The 19,807-nt window shown below is 35.1% G+C and carries 23 protein-coding genes; 11 read left to right on the top strand and 12 right to left on the bottom strand.

What is annotated here, in order from left to right:
* Positions 1-151: 151 nt before the first annotated feature.
* On the top strand, positions 152-1,174 hold the full coding sequence (locus AC2JF9_RS05090) for a branched-chain amino acid aminotransferase (protein WP_500725714.1): 1,023 nt from the start codon (positions 152-154) through the stop codon (positions 1,172-1,174).
* Positions 1,175-1,383: 209 nt separating this feature from the next.
* Here the strand turns inward: AC2JF9_RS05090 and AC2JF9_RS05085 are convergent, their stop codons facing one another.
* Genes AC2JF9_RS05085 through AC2JF9_RS05065 form a run of 5 tightly spaced genes read right to left on the bottom strand, consistent with a single transcriptional unit; the run spans position 1,384 to position 4,522 of the window.
* Entirely contained in the window at positions 1,384-2,151 is a 768-nt protein-coding gene (locus tag AC2JF9_RS05085; RefSeq protein ID WP_500725713.1) for a class II aldolase/adducin family protein, read from the bottom strand.
* Between the two features lie 20 nt (positions 2,152-2,171).
* Positions 2,172-2,357 (bottom strand): hypothetical protein, encoded by a 186-nt coding sequence (locus AC2JF9_RS05080; RefSeq protein ID WP_500725712.1) that lies wholly within the window; start codon positions 2,355-2,357, stop codon positions 2,172-2,174.
* Positions 2,358-2,366: 9 nt separating this feature from the next.
* On the bottom strand, positions 2,367-3,719 hold the full coding sequence (locus AC2JF9_RS05075; RefSeq protein WP_500725711.1) for a PTS galactitol transporter subunit IIC: 1,353 nt from the start codon (positions 3,717-3,719) through the stop codon (positions 2,367-2,369).
* 24 nt (positions 3,720-3,743) lie between these two features.
* Entirely contained in the window at positions 3,744-4,067 is a 324-nt protein-coding gene (locus AC2JF9_RS05070) for a PTS sugar transporter subunit IIB (RefSeq protein ID WP_500725710.1), read from the bottom strand.
* Entirely contained in the window at positions 4,064-4,522 is a 459-nt protein-coding gene (locus tag AC2JF9_RS05065) for a PTS sugar transporter subunit IIA (RefSeq protein ID WP_500725709.1), read from the bottom strand. The genes AC2JF9_RS05070 and AC2JF9_RS05065 overlap by 4 nt, the downstream gene beginning before the upstream one ends.
* Positions 4,523-4,687: 165 nt before the next feature.
* Between AC2JF9_RS05065 and AC2JF9_RS05060 the strand changes: the two genes are divergently transcribed.
* Positions 4,688-5,431 (top strand): DeoR/GlpR family DNA-binding transcription regulator, encoded by a 744-nt coding sequence (locus tag AC2JF9_RS05060; RefSeq protein WP_500725708.1) that lies wholly within the window; start codon positions 4,688-4,690, stop codon positions 5,429-5,431.
* Between the two features lie 21 nt (positions 5,432-5,452).
* Positions 5,453-6,406, top strand: coding sequence for a 1-phosphofructokinase family hexose kinase (locus AC2JF9_RS05055; protein WP_500725707.1), 954 nt, complete (start codon positions 5,453-5,455; stop codon positions 6,404-6,406).
* A gap of 595 nt (positions 6,407-7,001) precedes the next feature.
* Here the strand turns inward: AC2JF9_RS05055 and AC2JF9_RS05050 are convergent.
* On the bottom strand, positions 7,002-8,855 hold the full coding sequence (locus AC2JF9_RS05050; RefSeq protein WP_500725706.1) for a glucose PTS transporter subunit IIA: 1,854 nt from the start codon (positions 8,853-8,855) through the stop codon (positions 7,002-7,004).
* A 27-nt stretch (positions 8,856-8,882) separates the two neighbouring features.
* Positions 8,883-10,349, bottom strand: a complete 1,467-nt coding sequence (locus AC2JF9_RS05045) for a glycoside hydrolase family 1 protein (RefSeq protein WP_500725705.1) — start codon at positions 10,347-10,349, stop codon at positions 8,883-8,885.
* Between the two features lie 291 nt (positions 10,350-10,640).
* Here AC2JF9_RS05045 and AC2JF9_RS05040 point away from each other — a divergent pair, with 291 nt between their 5' ends.
* The 4 genes from AC2JF9_RS05040 (at position 10,641) to AC2JF9_RS05025 (ending at position 13,500) form a co-directional block, all read left to right on the top strand.
* Positions 10,641-11,462 carry an AraC family transcriptional regulator gene (locus AC2JF9_RS05040; RefSeq protein WP_500725704.1) on the top strand — a complete coding sequence of 274 codons (822 nt, stop codon included), beginning with the start codon at positions 10,641-10,643 and terminating at the stop codon, positions 11,460-11,462.
* Between the two features lie 709 nt (positions 11,463-12,171).
* A complete protein-coding gene (locus AC2JF9_RS05035; protein ID WP_500725703.1) occupies positions 12,172-12,411 on the top strand; it encodes a hypothetical protein in 240 nt (79 codons plus the stop codon).
* A gap of 265 nt (positions 12,412-12,676) precedes the next feature.
* Positions 12,677-13,033: a hypothetical protein gene (locus AC2JF9_RS05030; RefSeq protein WP_500725702.1), complete on the top strand. Its 357-nt coding sequence runs from the start codon at positions 12,677-12,679 to the stop codon at positions 13,031-13,033.
* 236 nt (positions 13,034-13,269) lie between these two features.
* Positions 13,270-13,500: a hypothetical protein gene (locus tag AC2JF9_RS05025; RefSeq protein WP_500725701.1), complete on the top strand. Its 231-nt coding sequence runs from the start codon at positions 13,270-13,272 to the stop codon at positions 13,498-13,500.
* Positions 13,501-13,525: 25 nt separating this feature from the next.
* Here AC2JF9_RS05025 and AC2JF9_RS05020 read toward each other — a convergent pair whose 3' ends face one another.
* The 4 genes from AC2JF9_RS05020 to AC2JF9_RS05005 form a co-directional block, all read right to left on the bottom strand.
* Complete coding sequence (locus tag AC2JF9_RS05020; protein WP_500725700.1) at positions 13,526-14,080, bottom strand: hypothetical protein; 555 nt, start codon at positions 14,078-14,080, stop codon at positions 13,526-13,528.
* A gap of 245 nt (positions 14,081-14,325) precedes the next feature.
* Positions 14,326-14,787: a flavodoxin family protein gene (locus AC2JF9_RS05015; RefSeq protein ID WP_500725699.1), complete on the bottom strand. Its 462-nt coding sequence runs from the start codon at positions 14,785-14,787 to the stop codon at positions 14,326-14,328.
* Between the two features lie 8 nt (positions 14,788-14,795).
* Positions 14,796-15,839: a zinc-binding dehydrogenase gene (locus AC2JF9_RS05010; RefSeq protein WP_500725698.1), complete on the bottom strand. Its 1,044-nt coding sequence runs from the start codon at positions 15,837-15,839 to the stop codon at positions 14,796-14,798.
* Between the two features lie 40 nt (positions 15,840-15,879).
* Positions 15,880-16,524, bottom strand: a complete 645-nt coding sequence (locus AC2JF9_RS05005) for an NAD(P)H-binding protein (RefSeq protein WP_500725697.1) — start codon at positions 16,522-16,524, stop codon at positions 15,880-15,882.
* A gap of 193 nt (positions 16,525-16,717) precedes the next feature.
* Between AC2JF9_RS05005 and AC2JF9_RS05000 the strand changes: the two genes are divergently transcribed.
* The gene (locus tag AC2JF9_RS05000) at positions 16,718-17,158 is read left to right on the top strand and encodes a MerR family transcriptional regulator (protein ID WP_500725696.1); all 441 of its coding nucleotides are present in this window, start codon (positions 16,718-16,720) and stop codon (positions 17,156-17,158) included.
* A 65-nt stretch (positions 17,159-17,223) separates the two neighbouring features.
* Here the strand turns inward: AC2JF9_RS05000 and AC2JF9_RS04995 are convergent, their stop codons facing one another.
* Positions 17,224-17,592 (bottom strand): DUF805 domain-containing protein, encoded by a 369-nt coding sequence (locus tag AC2JF9_RS04995; RefSeq protein ID WP_500725695.1) that lies wholly within the window; start codon positions 17,590-17,592, stop codon positions 17,224-17,226.
* Between the two features lie 161 nt (positions 17,593-17,753).
* Between AC2JF9_RS04995 and AC2JF9_RS04990 the strand changes: the two genes are divergently transcribed.
* The 3 genes from AC2JF9_RS04990 to AC2JF9_RS04980 all read left to right on the top strand — a co-directional run bounded on the left by AC2JF9_RS04990 (position 17,754) and on the right by AC2JF9_RS04980 (position 19,713).
* A complete protein-coding gene (locus tag AC2JF9_RS04990) occupies positions 17,754-18,641 on the top strand; it encodes an SDR family oxidoreductase (RefSeq protein ID WP_500725694.1) in 888 nt (295 codons plus the stop codon).
* 116 nt (positions 18,642-18,757) lie between these two features.
* Complete coding sequence (locus tag AC2JF9_RS04985; RefSeq protein ID WP_500725693.1) at positions 18,758-19,243, top strand: GNAT family N-acetyltransferase; 486 nt, start codon at positions 18,758-18,760, stop codon at positions 19,241-19,243.
* A 38-nt stretch (positions 19,244-19,281) separates the two neighbouring features.
* Entirely contained in the window at positions 19,282-19,713 is a 432-nt protein-coding gene (locus tag AC2JF9_RS04980) for an ASCH domain-containing protein (RefSeq protein WP_500725692.1), read from the top strand.
* The last annotated feature ends 94 nt before the right edge of the window (positions 19,714-19,807 follow it).

Genomic DNA, 19,807 nt, shown 5'->3' with positions numbered 1-19,807 from the left:
TGTAATTATTTTTTATTGCCTAAAAGTGAAAACCTATTGACTTTGCAAAATTAATAGTCTAAATTAGATAGCAATTAATCATTAATTAAAATAGTTTAAGAATAATTTATTCTTTGCTTTTGTATTATAAGGAGTAAAAAGGTGTATTGTTATGAAACAACGAGTAGAAGATCTTGATTGGAAAAATCTAGGTTTCATATATCGCGATTTACCATATCGCTATGAAGCTAAATATAAAGACGGTGAATGGCAAGAAGGGAAGCTGACTGAGAAATCAACAATTACACTTTCCGAAGGGTCAGAAGTACTGCATTACGGACAGGAAATTTTTGAAGGTTTGAAGGCCTACCGTAGACAAGACGGTAAAATTAACTTGTTCCGTCCAGATCAAAACGCTCATCGTTTCACGTTGTCTGCTCAACGTTTGGCAATGCCACCATTTCCAGAAGACCGATTTGTTGAAGCCGTAAAACAAGTAGTTCGTGCCAATGAAGAATTTGTTCCGCCATATGATAGTGGCGCTACCTTGTATTTGCGTCCATTCATGGTTGGTAGCTCAGATGTCTTAGGTGTTCAAGCTGCAGATGAATATATTTTCCGTATTTTTGCGGTTCCAGTTGGAGCATACATCAAAGGTTTGAATCCAGCCGATTACCTTGTTAGTGATTATGACCGCGCAGCATATGCTGGTACTGGTCAAGCCAAAACGTCAGGTAACTACGCTAGTAGTTTGCTTCCATCGGTTGAAGCTCACAAAAATGGCTATGCCGATTGCTTGTATCTTGATCCGCGTCAACATAAGTATGTTGACGAATTCGGTGGTGCTAACTTTTATGGCATTACGCAAGACGGTCAATTTGTCACTCCGAAATCAAAATCAATTCTAATCTCTATTACAAAACGCTCTTTGCTTGAAGTAGCCGAATGGCAAGGTTTGAATCCTGTTGAACGAAAAATCACTTTGGAAGAGGCTTTTGATATGAAGGAAGCTGGCGCGATGGGTACCGCTGCGGTAATTTCGCCAGTAGGTTCAATTACTTATAAAGGTAAAAAGCATGTCATTCACAGTGAAACTGAAACGGGTCCTGTGACAACTAAGCTTTATAACGAATTGATTGATATTCAGTATGGCAACAAGAAAGGACCTGAAGGCTGGGTTCAAACTATTGAGTAATAGGGAAGCAGAACTTAAGTATTTGATGTAAATCTCAAAAAAAGCGAATAGATGACAATATAAAAACGCTGGAATAATGTAATTTCCAGCGTTTTTGCTGATTGAAAAGATCTTACCGAATCTCAATATAAATAAGGTGAAATTATAGTTGCAATTAGTAAGCGTTTGTTATATTGTCATTGTAGTTATTTTTATAGAAGGGGTACTATTTAGTCGCCCTTTTTATTTTGTGTTTTTTTATTGTAAAGTGCTTTTCCAGCTTTAACGTCTTCCCAAGTACCAATTCTTGTACCTTCAGAATAATATCCGTCTAGGACACCAATTTGTTGAAAAACGGTTTGTTTATAGGCAACTTTTGCATTATATTCTGTGATATCGACATCTGCCAGTGACTTGTGAAGTGCTGTTATTGGATCTATATCATTTCCTCCGGAAGTAAATAATGTACCATGTGAATTTAGAATAAAGCCATTTCTAAGAGCTTTAGATCCAATTTTTTTTATTTCAAACGCTACATATCGGGCTAGTTCTTCAGTACACATTGGATGCCAGTCAAGTGTACGAATTTCTTTAAGCTTTTGAGTTGCTTCAGTAACATTAGGCATATTTAAACCACTTGTTCCCCAAAACATGCATTGATCTGCATGAGAATGAAACACGCATTTAATGTCCGAATTTGTATCATATATTGCTTCATGCATATTAATCTCACGTGTAACTTTACCGTTACCGGAAATAACTTTACGCGTATGAGGCTCTATTACTAAAATTTGATCAGCAGTTAAGTAACCCATGTACGCCTCTGACATCATGGTAGGAGTCATAACATAGTAGTTTTTTCCGATTTCATCTTGAACTTTAATACTAATATTCCCACCAACTATATTAGTATCACGACGTTCCATCACTTCTCGAACGACTTTTGCTAAATCTTCGCGCTCATATTCGAATGGAATTCTTCCTGCTGGATATTTCATAAATTATTTCCTTTCTTATATCAATTGTTTTTAGTAGATTTTTTAGTAAAAAGGATATCACTTCCCTTCTTACTAATTAGTAAACTTAAACCAATGACAAAAAAATTTATCCAATAATTTTTAGAAATAATTGCTAAGCTAAACAAACCAAAAGCTAGAAAAGATAAGCATGTCCAAAAAAATTTTTCACTCAACATTTTCTTCATAGTTTGCTCCTATTTTAATTTACTGTACCTTAACGAAGGAATCGGATTTTTCTTGAAAGAACGGTAAAGAAGCCAGAAAAGTGCAAGTAAGGCAACTAATCCAACAATTGCCCAAACATTTCCGCGACCTGCCCAAGCCATCAAAAATCTTAACTCTGGAGCTTCAATTGAACTCCAAGAAACTTGTGCACCGACTGGAACTCTGATTGAAGTGCTGGACTTTGCCAATTTAGTGAAGACACCAGCAAAATAAGAAGCTCCATATAAGAAAACTGGCTCGTAAATAATGCCTAATACTAGCATTCTTAGTAAATTACCCCCAGTTAGTAATAAGCCGCCAACGCCAATACAATAGTTTATAACTCCTGCAATTGGCAAAATAGTATTTCCTGGTAAAATAGCGGCATAAATAATGGAGATAGGAATCATTAAAACCATAGTTACCCACAATTCAGTGCTTTGCCCTAAAATTGGCCAATCTAGACCGATTGAAAAGGTTCGACCTTTAACATGCTTTTTCATGAAGTTACTCATGGTTGTTCCAAATGGAGTTAAAGCATCCATGAAAAATTTTGCCATAACTGGGAAGATAGCCATGACCGCTCCAACGGTTACTGAGAGGTTAAGTGCATCACCAATGCTGTATCGTCCAGCAAGTGCGAGAACTAGCCCAATAATTGCCCCCATAGTTACGGGCTCACTGAATACACCTATTTTGCGCTTCAAGGATGAAGCATCCCATTCGCGATTGAAAATAGGAATGTAGTCCATTAATTTGTTAATAGGGGACATAATAACTGCTGTAAATGCCTCAATATGAGTCACAGTAACTCCATCATATCCTAGCATGTTAGCAATTTCTTTACTCCACATATCACCTAATTTAAGGCAAATAACTACTTGAATTGCACCACAAACAAATCCCCAAATTAAACTTCCAGAAATCTGGTAAACCATATAAGCGGTCAAGGCAATACCCCAGACGTTCCACATGTCTGCATTCATTGTGTTAGTCATATTTGCAAATATCATCACGAGATTAACTACAATTTCAACTAAGAAGAATAAAAAGGCTAGAGTCCAGCTCCAAGTTATTGCAGCAGCACCTGTCCAGCCAAAATCTACTGCTGGTAAGTTAATTCCAGTGTATTTGGCCAAGGCCTTTGCAGCTGGGCTAACTGTTTCGGTTAATTGATTAATTGCCATCGACATGCCGATAAAACCAGTGCCTAGATAAAGTCCCGAGAGAATTGCTTTAGAAGGTTTCATTCCAAAGACAAGACCCAATATTATAATTAAAATTGGAATTAAAACTTGGGCGCCAACGCCTAAGATTCCTTGAACTATTCCGTTCCAGTCCATAAAGATCACCTCTGACTATTTAATTTATTCTGTTGTTTTTTTAACAATATCTGCTACCTTTTGGTTAGCTTCATCTTGTTGCATTCCAGTTAACCATGGCAATCCCACCATACCAACAACATTATTTGCATCAAGCGCTTCCTGTAGCTCAGCATCAGCAGGTGCAATTCCAACATATATGATTACGTTAGAATCATTTTCAACTGTAGTTTTGGCCTCACCAATTGGTTCTGGAATGGCTTTGGCAACGTGATCCAACTTTTGTTCGGTTAAAAATTCATTAATTTTATTGGAAACCTGTGGGCTTGTAGCAACGCCTGTTCCACAGCAGACTAAAATAGTTTTCATTTTAATAACCCCCTAAATTTTTCTTTAACTAAATAAAGCATGTCTTTTGTATTTTTTGTATCTTTAAATTGGTTTACAAATTGTACATCTTGAAATGCAGAGATAACTTGAGCTAGAAGCTCGGGTTGTTTTTCTCCGTTTTTTAATCCTAAGAATAAAAAATTATTAGCAGTCATTTCTGAGCAGTCACCCATTTGTTTGAGCTTTAACGACATAGTTGTACGCCCAATATAAATAAATGGATGATTAACATATTGTGGATCAACATGAGGTAAAGCTAAAGAAATCAGGGGGAACTGTAAACCAGTTGGGTAAGACAGTTCTCTTTTTTCTAAATTTGAAATGTAGCCTAAACTAGCATAGTCAAGGTCAATGACACGAGATCCCACAAAATCAAATAGCTGTTCCTCAGTTTTAACATTGATGTGCAAATCAATTAAGTCTTGGTAAAACAAAATACAACCTCCTTCCTCTTTTGAATACGTTTTCAATATAATACGTAAGTCAAACAATGTCAACCTAAATTTAACAAACTTTAACATAGATGAACTTTTATTGTTATAGATTGTTTGATATACTTATAACGTGATGGTAAAATAAAAAAATAAAGAAGTGATTTTTTGAGTCTACAAGAAAAAAGATTAACAGCCATAAACAGTCTTTTACGTAAAACAGGCTTTATGACAACTGTCGACATAGCTGAAAGTTTGCAGGTTTCCTCAATGACAGTTAGGCGTGATTTAAAAAGGCTAGAAGAACAAGGTCAAATTACCAGAATTTATGGTGGTGCAAAAAGCAATTACCAAACTGAATCTACAACAAATGAAAAGTTGCAAAAAAATATTTCAGAAAAAAAAGAAATTGCGAAATTATTGGCAAATAAAATTACCAATAATTCGACAATCTTTTTGGGTGCAGGAACAACTTTATTAATGTCAGTTCCATTATTAATAAAAAAGAACATAACCTTTGTTACTAATAGCTTACTAGCTTTTAACGAAATTAATAAAAGCGATTGCCGTCTTTTTTTGACTGGTGGCGAGTTGCATAGAAATACAGAAGAATTTTTAGGAGAAAAAGCTGAGAATATTTTTGAAGGACTTAACTTCGACTATGCTATTTGTTCTACTAATGGTATTAGTGGTAATAGTGTAACAACAAGTACTATTCCTGAAGGTAATATTCAGAATATAGCAATGGCTCATGCAGAAAAATCGTTGGTCGTAGCTGATACTACTAAGTTAAATCATTCAGATATTATTACTTTTCAAAATCTTGATAAATTCGATTTTTTAGTTACCGATTCGAAGATTAGTAAAGAAAATGTCAAAAAGTATTCAAAATATACTAAGGTAATTTATTAACTACGTAAGATAGGAATAAAAATGGATATTACAGTTACAGTTAATCCTTCTGTTGATCGACTATATCGTCTTGAACATTTAAAAACTGGTGAATTAAATAGAGTGCAATTGATAAAGAAAATGGTTGGAGGAAAAGGAATAAATGCTGCTCGTGTGGCAGCCAGTCTTGGAGCTAAAACTTCTGCTACGGGTTTTTTGGCTGGTTCTAATGGTCAGTACATACTAGACCAAGCTAAAAGTGACGAATATAATTGTGACTTTGTTAAGACTAATGGCAATACGCGTAATTGCTACACTATTATTCAAAGAGATGGTAAAAAAACAGAAATTAATGAGTTTGGAGATCCTCTTGATTCAAGATGCTTGGATCAACTTTTAGAGACAGTTACAGCATTAATTAAAAACAATGAGGTCAGTGCTATTTCTTTGAATGGAAGCGTTCCTCCCATGAAAGGTGAAAATATTTATTCAAAAATTATTTCCCTAATAAGAAAACTTGATTCTGAAATAAAAGTTGTTTTAGATACTTCCGGTCAAGCACTGATAGATGTTTTGCAAAGTAATAATTTGCCGGACTATATTAAGCCAAACGAGCAAGAAGTGGCAGAATTATTAAATGCGCCTATAACACGTGACTGCAATTTGCTAAAACATGAAATTAGCGATAGCTTGTTAGATAAGGTTAGTAACATAATTATTTCTCTCGGCGATAAGGGCGCAATAGTTAAGCACAGAAAAGACTTTTATCAGGTTAGTTTTGATCCAGTTTCTGTAGTTAACACTGAAGGATCGGGTGACTCAGTAGTTGGCGGATTGCTATATGCGTTAGAGCACAAATATGACTTTGAAAGTGCAATTAAGTTGGCAATTGCAGCTGGTACAGCGAATGCAATGGAAACCAAAACAGGTTTTGTTAAACGAGAACGTGTTTTTGAAATAGTGAAAACAATTAAAATGACAAAACTAACTAAATAAATATTTAGCATATAAGATTTTTGATAGGAAAATTTATAAGTTAATTGCTAAATTTAGTCGCTTAAACACTAAAGAAGCAGATATATGTGTGGATCTTTAAGACAATTAAAAATGATGCTATTAAAATAGATTTTACGCAATTTAGATTATGCATCACTTTGTTGGTAAAGTTAAATAAAAATGGTACATGTTAAAAAGCAATAAACCATAAAAATAGGTTTATTGCTTTTTGATTTTTCAACCATGCTAAATTACATGAGCATTACTAATAAAGTAGATATCTAAATTAATATGTTTAGTGTTAAATACTAAAGTTAGGCTATTTAAGAAAAAAGGTTTCAAAATAAGTAAATTTAGTTGAAGGACTCAACGTCTATAAGGTTTTACGAACATATTTGAAATTCAAATGTATGATTTGATGGATGAATTTTAGGGATAGGTTGGCAAAGAGCGCTTATCTATTAAAAAGAATGAAGAATATAATTTTTGTTTTTTCTTTATAGCATAGTTGCAACCAATACTATTAATTTGATTACTTCTCGAGAAATAGAAAAAGCCAATTCAAATAAATGAATTGGCAGATGAATGTGGATTTTTAAATTAGATCTGCAAACATAACTTTGCTTTCTGCGGTAGCTGATTTCAAATTATCTGAAAATGTAACATTTTTAATTTTGTCCTTTGAATTAGTTACAACAAGTATAATCGTTGTGTCTTTGTTATTCTTTTCTATTTTTTGAATGTCCATCAATGCTATTTTTTGGCCGACAGTTACTTCATCACCATCGTGAATAAATAGTTCAAAAGGATCTCCGTTCAAATCTACTGTATCAATTCCTAGGTGTAATAAAACTTCTATACCATTTTTAGTTGTGATACCAATACCATGCTTGGTTGATGCAATCATAGTGATTTTTCCAGAAACGGGCGCATAGATATTACCTGATGAAGGTTTAACTGCAAATCCTTCTCCCATTGTCTTTTTCGAAAAAACAGGGTCATTGACATTTTGAAGTGGCACAATCTTCCCCGAAGCAGGCGATACAATTTCGACGCTACTATTAGTTTTGAGTTCTGTTGTATTTTCTTTATTAACTTTACCACCTAGGATTAAAGCTACTAATGCACTTACCAAAAAAGATGTTAGTAAGCAAACTATCATTAACAAAACATTTGTAAAGCCTTGTCCAGCTTTTACGTAAACAGGTAATGAAGTTATGCCAGGCATAACAAAAGCAAAGCACTTAATGCCTAGTAGTACTGTCAACATACCACCAAAGCCAGAACCGCACATCGCTGCTAGCATTGAGCTTCTATGAACAACGTTGATAGTGTATAAGGCCGGCTCAGATATACCGAGAAATGCCGAAAAGCTTGTCGATAATCCAGCAGCTCTTAGTTCCTTATTCTTCATTCGTAAAGAAGTTCCAAATGCTGCTCCTGATTCTGCCATGTTATGTACAAAAGAAACAGGTAATAAGTAATCATAGCCCAAAGTTGCAATGTTTTGTATTTGAATTGGTGAAGTTGACTGATGCATACCAGTCAAAACGATCAGCGGCATGAAAAATCCCAGCAGAAATCCGGCTAATAATCCAGCTTTGTTAAATAGCCATACAATGCCCTTTGCTAAATATAAGCCACCATAAGCGCCTAGGGGAGCCAAAACCCACATTGCAATTGGCACAGCTATAATTAAAGTAATAGCCGGGACGACAACCAGTTTTAGAACGTCAGGAATAAAACGGTCTATGAAGTGATAAATTATGGCCATGAGTCCTACGCCTAAAATTACTGGAAAAACTGAATTGGCATAATTGAAAACTGGTATTTTTAGTCCAAATAAAGTTAATCCAGAATTTCCGCTAGCAATTTTAGCTACAAAGGTAGGATAAAGTATGGCTCCAGCCATACAAATACCTAAAAATTCATTTAACTTAAACTTTCTTGCTGAAGAGATTGCTAGTAAAAAAGGCAAAAAGTAAAATGGGACATCAGCAATCAAGCTGAACAGTGCCATTGTAGTGCTTTTTTCAAGTGTAGGAGAAAAGGCTAAAATGATTGCTAATATTCCTTTCAACATCCCTCCAGCAACTAAGGCAGGTAAAATTGGCTGGAAAACACCAGAAATAACATCTAAAATTATTTTTCCATTAATCTTGTGTGATGATGTTTTGTTAGTATCTCTGCTATTCTTGTTTACACCACCTAAAATTTTTTCTATTTCTAAAAATAGTGTATCTACACTAGGTCCAATGACAACTTGATACTGATTGTTTTTAATGGTAGTTCCTAAAACTCCAGGTAATTTTTCGATTTCAGATAGATTAGCTTTTTCATCTCTATCAATTGTAAACCTTAGTCTAGTAACACAGTGCCAATAGTTATTAATATTTTCAGGCCCTCCAAGAAAATTAATAATTTTTTGGGCTAACTCCTTTTTATCCATATCGATACCTCCTTTTTACTTTTGAATTTATTGTTTCTTAGTGTGCTGTTTAATCCTATCCCTGTACCAGTAGAAAGAATCTTTTTTATAGCGTTTGCCAGTACCCTTGCCCCCGTTATCTAAATCAACGTATATAACACCGTATCGTTTATCCATTGTTAAAGGACCGCATGAAACAATGTCAATAATTCCCCACATGGTATAAGCGATTAGATCGACTCCATCTTTAACGGCTTCGTCAAGTTGATCAATATGGGCTTTCAGATAAGCAATTCGATAATCATCATGTACTTTATAATCTTTTGTTAATTCGTCGAGAGCACCTAACCCATTTTCAGCAACAATAATTGGTAAATGGTAGCGATCATAAATTTGATTTAAAGTGAAACGTAAACCAATTGGATCAATTTGCCAGCCCCATTCTGACGCTTTTAAATATGGATTTTTTTTAGTCATAATCAAATTTCCAGCTGTTTTTTCCCAGTTCGCTTCATTTGTAGATACTTGTGAAAAATAGTAGGAAAACGAAACAAATTCAACAGTTCCATCTTTTAGTAAGTCTGCATCGCCTGGTTCAAAGTGAACATGGACATTGATCTTATTGAAGTATCGTTTCATGTACTCTGGATAATAGCCCCGTGCAAGTACATCTAGATAAAACCAATTTGAATATTGGTCGTCTTGTATAGCTTGCAAGTTGTCTTCTGGCTTTGATGTTGCTGGATAGGTTGTAAAGCGTGCAATCATAGCACCTACTGGTTTTCCTGGAACTAGTTTTCTACCTAATTGAACAGCTTTGGCGCTACATAAAAACTGATGATGTAAACATTGAAAAATCTCTTGATCCATATCTTTTTCTGAACCAGGAATTAAGCAAACGCCATCCCAAGGGGAAAATTTTGCTGCGTTAATTTCATTGAATGGCAGCCAATAATCAACTAAGTCACCAAGACGCTCGTATAAAACGGTTACATATCTTTCAAAAAATTTGATAATTTTTCTGTTTTTCCAACCACCATATTTTTCTACTAAGTTAACAGGGATGTCGTAATGAACCATTGTTGCAAAAACTTTAATGCCACTTTTCTGAAAATCGGAAAACATATCGCGGTAATACTTAATGCCTTCTTCATTGGGTTGGCTTTCATCTCCATTTGGAAAAATTCTTGACCAACTAATTGATGTTCTAAAAATTTGTAATCCCAGTTCGGAAAATAATTTAATATCGTCTTTGTAGTGATGATAAAAGTCAATGCCTCGCCTAAAAGGATAGTAGTCTGTCTTATTGTCCTTAAGAGCATTACTATATTCTTCTTTTGAAAATGGATTATTTTGATGCTTTTCTTCTATTTTTTCTGGTGTCCATGTAGAATCTAGATACCGTAAATCTTGAGTGGAAATACCTTTTCCGCCTTCATTAAACCCTCCATCTGCTTGAGAACATGAAATTGCCCCGCCTAGTAAATACTTTTTATCATAATCTTTTTTTATCATGTATTGCCCTCTTCTATTTAATTGCTAATACCGCTTACAATGTTATAATAGAAGGAGTAAATGTTTTTTAAAATATCATAATTGCTTTATTACTTTATCATATTCAATAAAATAATGATTAACAAAATACTAAATAAAAGAATTTATCAAACTACCGTTAGTGAGAAATGGCATATACAGAATAAAAATACGCTGAGCCCATTCTATAAATCATTGAAAACAAAAAATTATAATGGCAAAAAGGTGTATTTTTTTGATTTCGTTAATACACTAAAGGGATGTAATGTGGGAATGATTAGAGAAACAAGATATACTACTATTCCATCCCACTTGCATAAAGATATGGAAATGAATTATGTATATTCGGGAAAGTGTACGTTTTTAATTAATGGAAAGCGAATAACTCTAAAAAAAGGGGATGTGTGTATTTTAGACACCGATGTTGTGAATAGCGCTGAGTATAAAAAAAAAGATGATATAGTTTTCAACATTATTTTCAAAAAAGAATTTTTCTCATCTATTTTTTTGTCTCAGTTTAATGGCTCGGATGTCTTAAGCGAATTTTTATTAAATGCAGTCATAGGTAAAAAAAGTTTTGATAACTTTTTGATCTTTCATACTTCTAAAATTCCTGAATTTGCTGCTGTATTTGACATGATTTTACAAGAACATTATTTTCCTAAAGCGAATAGTATCCATGTGATTGAAAGTTATTGCTCAGTGCTTTTTTTCTTTCTAAGCCGTTTAGTTGGTGATGTCAGCCAAAACCTAATAATTGATCGTAATGATAGAAATGTATTGAAGATACTTCAGGAAATAGAGAACAAAGATGGCAATTGCTCTTTAAATGAATTGGCGGAGAAATTTCATTTTTCTGCTAGTACAATTTATAAATTGTTGGTGACGGCAACTGGTAAGAATTTTACGCAAATTAAAATTGATGCTCAGCTAAAAAAAGCAAAGTTTCTCTTAACCGAAACATCAATGTCGATTACAGATATTATGCTAGATACAGGTATTAAAAACACTACTTTTTTCTACGACAAATTTTTAAAAAAGTTTGGTGCAACACCAAAAGAATATAGACAAAAACACAGATCAATCGAAATTTGACATTTTGGCTTTAAAGCAGACTAGAAACTTTTTTAGTTGTAAGCCTTGTTCTGTCATCTTTTTTCTTGCTGATGTTAATTGACAAAGCAATAGTCTATTTGCATTTCTCTAGCTTTCAAGTGTACTACATAAAATATCTGCTGTTATCGTGATACGGATATTAGCCAGTGTAACTTTTTTTATAATACCGTAAATGTGGAGTGATTCGAATAATGACAAACAATAAATATATTAATTTAGTATTTTGTAATTCAACAAACATTGCAAGATAGTGAAAAGCATACGAAGCAATTAAAAGACCAATCCTATAACTAGCCGAAGTTATTGTTGAGATGGTCTTTTTGTTTGCCGGCTTTTTCTTAATTATTTAAATATTGTATTATTCCTTAATTGTTTTGACTTTCTAAATATACTGGATTATATTTAGGCTAAACATATGCAAATTTGTAAAAATATAGTTATTATTTTCTAATGTTTCCGGTAAAAGAGACATAATCGTAAAACGGTTTAATAAAGTAATATCAGCTCTATTATTGGGAGATGCTCCAGCCATTACGAACACTGCTGAAGCACTCATTGGAGATTTTATACGTTCACTTGTAAGCGGTCAAATTAAAGGTGGCTTTTGGATTGATATTAACTGGATATACACTACCATGTGGCTGGCAATAACAAAATTATTTACTTCTTAAAAAGGAGACAACTAAAAATGACACGAAAGCTAAAAGACAAATTTAAACATAAACCAAAAATAGACTTTGACAGGCATGCAGTTGTGGCAGCAGGAGCAATTGGGTTCATATGCGTTTTTATATATTCGCTACTCATTCAGAAAGTTATACATGACTATTGGGAAGAAATACTCTGGCAAACAGGTGGTGGTGCTTTGATTTGTATTGCCGTGGCAGAAGCTGTTCGATGGTATGAAAAGAGAAAACATATAAATTAGTAAATAAAAAGACCAGCCCAATAGCAGCCAAAGTATTGCTGGGACTGGTTTTTTGTTTTCCTGTGGCTTTTCTTAATTATTAAACTATGGTGTTATTTCATAATTGTTTTGACTTTATAAATATAATAGATTATATTTAGCTTAATCATATATGTTTTTTAAAAAATATAGTTATTATTACTTATTGCTTTCGACAAAGGAGGCAAAAATCATGAAACGCTTCAATAAAGCAATATCAGCACTATTTTGATCAAACACTTTATTATTGGCAGCAGCTTCTACTTCTAATCAACCAAATGAGGTTTTAACTCAAAATATAGTGGACAAAATTAATCCAAATGATGAAGTAAAAAATGCTATTACTTCATCTGAATATAATTCTACTAAAGCACAAATAGCTAGTGCTAATCAATTTATTAGTGAATCATCTCTTGTAATAAGCCAAACTACCAAAACTGCAAGTTTAGAGTTTGAAGTTATTGATTCTGGAAAATCAGTTAGAGTTTTACCACCATCAACACAAAATTCAGGTCTTCAGAATTCAGGACTTCAAACGTGTAGTCACTATCATTACGGCGTAAATAAAGTTACAGTTGGTTGGAATTATATTAGAGTGTATTAGATAAGGAGCTTGTTAAAGGTGCTCTTACAGGAAGTATTTCAGGTATTATTGGACTTATTAGTTATGGCACGGGCAGTCCGGGTGCCGCAATTGCTGCGTCAGCCATTGGTGCAGTTATAAATTCAATTATAACCAGTCAGGTAAAAGGTGGTCTTTGGTTTGATTTGAACTGGATTACACTACCATGTGGCTGGCAATAACAAAATTATTTACTTCTTAAAAAGTGAGAACTAAAAATGACACGAAAGCTAAAAGACAAATTTAAACATAAACCAAAAAAAGACTTGGACTGGCATGCTGGTGTGGCAGTAGGAGTAGTTATGTTCATATACGGTTTTATATATTCGCTACTCGTTCCGACAGATATACAAAACAATTGGGGAGTTAGGATTTTGCAAGTATGTGGTAGTGTTTTGATTTGTATTGCCGTTCCAGGAGCTGTTCGATGGTATGAAAAGAGAAAATAAAAAAGATTAGAATATTGTTCCAACCTTATTGCGCTTTATTTTTCTGAAAATGTTTAGCTAACTGAATAGCTGTCGTAACGTAATCCAACACGGTAGTAACTGTAAAAAGTGCTTTTTTCGCATTGAATGACCCTTTAATAATTAGTGGTACTTGCGTACCAAACGCAACAAAAAGCACTAAAATAAGTAGGTTTGTAGATGAAAACGGAGTTTCGGTTTGCGCAAATTTATTTAACAAAGCAGGAATAGTGCTAATAGTTCGGTGAGAAAGCTTCATTTCGTGAGCAAGAGCATTTAGAAATGTTTGACTTTTAAAAATGGGGATTAGCTGAGAGTTAGCCTCTTGCGATAATTTTTTAAGTTGTATTTGAACTTTTTTGCTATGTTTGGCAGAACTTTGTAACAAGCTTTGAAGCTGTTTTAAACCTGATAAATCCCAGGAGTAGCTACGGTCTTCCAATTTTCGCCAAATTAGCGGTAGCTGATTAGTTGCTTGCTCGATTTTCTTGAACCATTGCTTAACTGGTCGAGCATGTATAAAATTTTGAGGCCAATTAACAATGTGCTTTTTAATACGCATAATATCTACCTCCCTTTGCTCATTATAGCAAGGAGAGGTTGTTAACTAGTCTGATATGCTTAAAAAGCAGGGCACTTTTCTGAAGGTTGCTCTGCTTTTATTGTAAAGAAAACTTGTTTGATTAATGTAGATTAAATTTAACACAAACACAGCTTAGTGGATTTATAGATAGCTGGGGTTATTGCCTGTGCTTTACAGAAAACGTAAAGGCCGCTTTATTGTTTTACGTGAAACATTTTAATAGTTTATTTTGTAAAATTGTCTTGGATATCAACGTAAGTCATATTAGCAACATCAGCAAAGCGTTTAATTACGGTAGTTACAGGTCCAATTGCATCAGTGGGGTCAGTTCCTTGGATAAATACTGATATCTTTTTTCCAGCTAAAGAATCAAATTTTGGACTTTGGCCAACTCTCTCAATAAATGTCTTAAGGTAGCCACTCATATAGTGCCAATAAGCTGGGGTTCCCATAACAATCCAGTCGGCTTTTTGCAGTTGCGTAAATATTTCTGCAAATTGATCGTCAGAATATTCTTGATTAATTTGATAGATTTTATAATCTAATAGGTTGATTTGCTTGTAGTCTTGACCACGCAAGAAATCTTGTCCCATGCGACTAGTATTTCCTGCTGAATTTTGACTGGCATTAATAAAAATAATAATTTTAACTACTTCCTTTTTAACTAAAGCAAGGCATGCTAGCAATAGAAAAACTATTTATGATCAACAATCACTAAAGACTTAATAGCTTCTCTACGATCCATTGCTTCGTAGGCTGCTTGAATTTGATCTAAACGAAAAGTCTTAGTGAAGACTTTGCCAGGATGAATTTTTCCTTTTAAAACCGCATCAAGTAAAACTTTCCGGTCATAGGTAGTTACTGAAGCAATGCCGCCACGCATGCCGATATTGTTCCAAAACATTTTGGTAGTATCAATTTTAGGATTTTGCGGCACGCCAACTCTACCAACTACAGCGCCTGGGCGTCCAACTGCAAGAGCTGTTTCAACCGCTTGATTAGTTCCAACACATTCTAAAACTGCGTCAGCCCCAGCACCATTAGTTAAATCCATTACCCGCTTAACAGCTTCGCTTCCACGTTCAGGAATAATAGCGGTTGCGCCAAATTCGACTGCTAGTTTTTGGCGGTCTTCGTGCCGGCTCATAGCAATTATTCTTTTTGCGCCACGCATTTTGGAAGCAATGATACCGCACAAACCAACTGCACCATCACCAAGAACAACAACAGTATCTCCGGACTTAACCTCCGCATTGGTAGCCGCATGATAGCCGGTGGCCATGACGTCAGACAGGGTCATTAAATCTTTCAGCTGATCATCGGAATAATCCTCAGGGGTACCCGGAATTTTAACTAATGCCCAATTCGCATTAAAAAATCTAAGATATTCGCCTTGGTAGCCACCATTAACTTCATTACTTTTGTTAAGACAATTTCCGTCAAAGCCAGCTAGGCAAGCTGCACAGTGACCACAACCGTGGGTGAAAGGAGCAACGACAAAATCACCAGGTTTAACATTAGTTACATTTGCACCAACCTTTTCAACAACGCCAAGAGCTTCGTGACCGGTAGTTATGCCGGATTCGCGCTGCGATATTCCTCTAAACCACCATAAGTCTGAGCCACAGACTGAAGCACAAACAATTTTTAAAATTGCATCATCTTCAGCTTTAAGTTCAGGCATTGGATATTCACGTAATTCAACTTTTCCTGGTTTAATAAAAGTTCCTGCTTTCATTTAGCAATATCTCCTGTAATTCATTTTTTTAAAAAACATTTTAGTATACTGGGCGATCCTCGCCTTGAGTGTCAGGATCAGCTATACCGATACTGTCATTCACATAAAGCTTGGGGTTGAGAATCATTTTGATAATGGCATCCGCAATGCTCTTACGTGAACCAGATACACCGTCATACGGTTCATTTCGCGTCGTAATTGTGTATTTGATTTCATCGCGATCATTAAGCCAAGGAAGGCGCAATGTGGTGTATTGCAAACCAGATTCGGCAAGGAGCTTGTCAGAGTTAATTGCTGTTTGTAAACCCGGAAGGGTATATTCGTGATTCCAGCGACCAAATTCACCACCGACTTCGTTATATATTCCTAGAATATTAGTAAATAGTACGCGGGAAACGTTGTTGTCCTTCATAGCCGTAATTACATTTTTAGTTATTATGTTATCAGTTGTATGGTCTACAACAGCAACAAATACCATGTCTTGATTATGCATTGCTTTTTTAACATCGTCTAATTTGGTTAAATCAACTTCCAAAACATGAGCATCAGGTTCTAATTTAGACAAACGCTGATGGTTGCGCAGGCCCAGCGTCAGTTTAACATCTGCAAAATCAGGCTGGTTCAGGATGCGTTGTTCAACAATCTGCGCAATTTGGCCGTTTGCGGCTAAAATCAAAAAGTTCATTCGTGACCTCCTTTTAATACCTAAAGATGATTATATGGCCTTCGAGTTACTCTAAGTCAAATGTTTTTATAAGTGTCTAAGCACTAAAAAATAGTAATATTATTACTTAATCAGTGTTATCATTTTTGTGGTTTGATTAGAAAATAATCAGCTGATAGTATTGACAGTTGTAGTTAACTGTAAGGAGAAAACTATGAAAAAATATCGAATCAAAGATGTTAGTGAATTGCTGGGGGTCAGCACGTACACTTTGCGTTATTACGAAAAAATTGGCTTACTAAACTTTGTTAAGCGTGATGAAAATGGTATTCGAGAATTTGAACCCGCTGATTTAATGACAATTAATACCATTATTTGCTTGAAAGAAACCGGCATGTCCTTAAAAAACATCAAGGAATATCTAAGGTTAGCTGATGATGGTCTAAATTCGGTTGAGAAGCGTAAAAAATTGTTTTTAGAGCAAAAGCAAAAAGTCACTAAAGAAATTGCAGCATTGAATAAATCAATGAAAATAATTGATCGAAAAATCAATTTTTACAACGAGGCAGCCAAAAAGCAAAGCCTAAACGTTTGCCAGAGTGATCGTAAAGCATGGCTTGAAGATATTTTAGCGGGCAGACAAAAAGTGCAATAATGCACTACAATAGCGTATTAATTGCACTTTATGTCAAAATGATAGATTTAAGTTTCTAGTTCGAATCACTTTTGATAACGATTTTGGCGAGAAGGCAAAAGTAGCAAGATGATAAACCATAACTGCCCAATTAACGGCAGAATGTTAACCAAAATCCACCAACCCGAATGATTTGAATCATGTAGGCGACGAAAGCTTATAGACAAAGTTGCAAGCCAAACAACAAAGCTAATTATCAGTGACCCAGTTTTTGCGCTCCAATCACCCCAAGTATAAATGTCTTCGATTGAGTGGCCTAAAATCGCCTGCACAATTGCCATTAAAATAAAGCCTAAAATCCAGTTAATAATCACCGGAACCCAGTACTCAAAACGACTAGCAAGACCTGAAAAATTAAAAATATTGCTCCAGAACTTCTTATAAGCTTTAATCATTAAGTATAACCTCCTTGAGTATAGAACTCTTATTTCCATCATAAAACGAAAACCGCCAGACAGCAAAAAATATGATTAGTGTGCATTTATGAGCATATATTTTGTTTTAATAATACAAACGCTGTACATTGAGGGTGGATTTAAGAAGGGAGATTTTAACTATGGATAATAACCTAACAAATCCGTTAACCCGTTATCATGATGGTAAGTTTTCAGGACAATCACAGCAATATCCGGGAATTCAGAGCAAAATGGATCCGCAGCCTGATGGTGATATGGCAAACTATGAAGGCCATGATTTACTGAAGGGGAGACATGCATTAGTTACTGGTGGTGACTCTGGGATCGGTCGTTCTGTTGCAGTTGGTTTTGCTAAAGAAGGCGCCGATGTTGCTATTCAGTTTCTGCCAGAAGAAGAATCAGATGCTAAAGAAGTAGCAAAGCTGGTTGAAAATGCAGGTCGTAAGGCGGCTCTGCTTCCGGCAGATTTTCGCAAACGTGGTGAAGCCGAACGTGTTGTCAAGGAAGCATTGAAAGAATTTGGTAGTCTGGAACTGCTGGTGATGAATGCAGCGATTCAGCAGCACACAAATAGCCTAGCAGAACTATCGATAGATAGTGTTCATGACACTTTCGAAGTCAACATTATTTCAATGTATGAAATGGTAAAAACTGCTGTTCCTCATATGAAACCAGGCAGCGTCATTTTGACAACAACTTCAGTACAAGGGTTTAGTCCTACACCAATTTTGTTGGATTATGCAGCAACCAAGGCAGCAATTGTCAACTTTTCAATTAACCTTTCACAGGAATTGGCTCCTAAGGGAATTCGGGTTAACAGTGTTGCTCCTGGTCCAATTTGGACACCATTACAAGTTTGTGGCGGTCAGCCAAAAGAGGGCATTCCAGAGTTTGGACATGAGGAACCTCTGAATCGGGCAGGTCAACCAGATGAGTTGGCTCCTGTTTATATCTTCCTAGCTTCAAATATGGCAAGTTACATTACTGGGCAAGTTTATGGTGTAACTGGCGGTCAACCAATTAATTAAAAAATGATACTAAAGAACATCCTTACTTGTGTCAGCAAGTAAGGACTTTTTGTTTATATAAATTTGATTTTATAGGGCTTGTATCGTATTCTTTAACTATTATAGGGGGAGCTAAAATGAAAAGTGAATTTAGTCGAGTCGAGCAACTATCGCAAAAAAATGCTGAAGTAATTGCAAATAACTGGCATTATGATGGCGATTATGCGTTTTATGACATGAAAAATGACCCAGAGGATTATGAAGAAATTGTCACGCCTGAGTTAAGATCAGATCATTATTTCCAAATTTTAGATGAGAATGGTCAACTTACTGCGTTCTTTTGCTTAGACCCGGTTGAAAAAGAACCAAGCCAAGTAGAAGTTGGCCTTGGTATGGCGCCTGAACTAACTGGTCACGGCCGCGGATTAACTTTGATGAAAATTATCCAAGATTTTGTTGAACAAAAGCATCAATATAAAAAAATTATTTTGTCAGTAGCTGAGTTTAATCAACGTGCTCAAAAAGTCTATCAGAAAGCAGGTTATCAGACTACGGGTACTGAAGACACGGAGTCAAATGGTGGCACATACAGATTTGTTGTGATGGAAAAAGCGCTTAATTAATAAATTTATGGATAAGCAATAACAAAATGGGGTAATTAATGAAACGAGCAATAACAGAATTTTGGCGAATTTTTTGCCAAAAACATAATTGGGCTGAAGACACGCCGTACGATGCATGGTCGTTTGGAACGGACGAAGATAATTTAGCAGATAAGGTTAACTGTGGCATAAAAACTGCAACTACGTCAGCTTATGAATTCTATGGAGAAGAACCGTTACCTAAAGTTGGAGAACTAAGTGTTATTCTTGATGGCGCTGGTGAGCCAGTTTGTGTGGTTCGCGAAAAGGTGGTGGAAATTGTTCCCTACAATCAAATTTCTGCTGAACATGCTTATCACGAAGGCGAAGGTACTTTTGAAGAATGGCGCCAAATCCATGACGAATTTTTTAAGCAAGAATATGAAAGTAAAAATCGCACTTTTTATCCTCAAGCGCCGATGGTTTGTGAAGTTTTTGAAAAGGTTGAATAACCATTGTATCTAGTAAATCCCAAAATTTAAATTGCAAAATGAAATTAATATGATATATTAAAGACAACTTAAGAAAAGAGGATACGGCCAAAAT

The organism is Lactobacillus sp. C449L (genome assembly GCF_059900815.1).
Note: the sequence above shows the minus strand (reverse complement) of the source record. Positions and strands in the feature narration are given on the sequence as shown.

Bases quoted from the DNA above. Each gene is read 5' to 3' on its own strand.
- AC2JF9_RS05090 (WP_500725714.1), top strand. From the start codon at position 152: ATGAAACAACGAGTAGAAGATCTTGATTGGAAAAATCTAGGTTTCATA.
- AC2JF9_RS05085 (WP_500725713.1), bottom strand. From the start codon at position 2,151: ATGAAATATCCAGCAGGAAGAATTCCATTCGAATATGAGCGCGAAGAT.
- AC2JF9_RS05080 (WP_500725712.1), bottom strand. From the start codon at position 2,357: ATGAAGAAAATGTTGAGTGAAAAATTTTTTTGGACATGCTTATCTTTT.
- AC2JF9_RS05075 (WP_500725711.1), bottom strand. From the start codon at position 3,719: ATGGACTGGAACGGAATAGTTCAAGGAATCTTAGGCGTTGGCGCCCAA.
- AC2JF9_RS05070 (WP_500725710.1), bottom strand. From the start codon at position 4,067: ATGAAAACTATTTTAGTCTGCTGTGGAACAGGCGTTGCTACAAGCCCA.
- AC2JF9_RS05055 (WP_500725707.1), top strand. From the start codon at position 5,453: ATGGATATTACAGTTACAGTTAATCCTTCTGTTGATCGACTATATCGT.
- AC2JF9_RS05050 (WP_500725706.1), bottom strand. From the start codon at position 8,855: ATGGATAAAAAGGAGTTAGCCCAAAAAATTATTAATTTTCTTGGAGGG.
- AC2JF9_RS05045 (WP_500725705.1), bottom strand. From the start codon at position 10,349: ATGATAAAAAAAGATTATGATAAAAAGTATTTACTAGGCGGGGCAATT.
- AC2JF9_RS05040 (WP_500725704.1), top strand. From the start codon at position 10,641: ATGATTAGAGAAACAAGATATACTACTATTCCATCCCACTTGCATAAA.
- AC2JF9_RS05035 (WP_500725703.1), top strand. From the start codon at position 12,172: ATGACACGAAAGCTAAAAGACAAATTTAAACATAAACCAAAAATAGAC.
- AC2JF9_RS05025 (WP_500725701.1), top strand. From the start codon at position 13,270: ATGACACGAAAGCTAAAAGACAAATTTAAACATAAACCAAAAAAAGAC.
- AC2JF9_RS05020 (WP_500725700.1), bottom strand. From the start codon at position 14,080: ATGCGTATTAAAAAGCACATTGTTAATTGGCCTCAAAATTTTATACAT.
- AC2JF9_RS05010 (WP_500725698.1), bottom strand. From the start codon at position 15,839: ATGAAAGCAGGAACTTTTATTAAACCAGGAAAAGTTGAATTACGTGAA.
- AC2JF9_RS05005 (WP_500725697.1), bottom strand. From the start codon at position 16,524: ATGAACTTTTTGATTTTAGCCGCAAACGGCCAAATTGCGCAGATTGTT.
- AC2JF9_RS05000 (WP_500725696.1), top strand. From the start codon at position 16,718: ATGAAAAAATATCGAATCAAAGATGTTAGTGAATTGCTGGGGGTCAGC.
- AC2JF9_RS04995 (WP_500725695.1), bottom strand. From the start codon at position 17,592: ATGATTAAAGCTTATAAGAAGTTCTGGAGCAATATTTTTAATTTTTCA.
- AC2JF9_RS04990 (WP_500725694.1), top strand. From the start codon at position 17,754: ATGGATAATAACCTAACAAATCCGTTAACCCGTTATCATGATGGTAAG.
- AC2JF9_RS04985 (WP_500725693.1), top strand. From the start codon at position 18,758: ATGAAAAGTGAATTTAGTCGAGTCGAGCAACTATCGCAAAAAAATGCT.
- AC2JF9_RS04980 (WP_500725692.1), top strand. From the start codon at position 19,282: ATGAAACGAGCAATAACAGAATTTTGGCGAATTTTTTGCCAAAAACAT.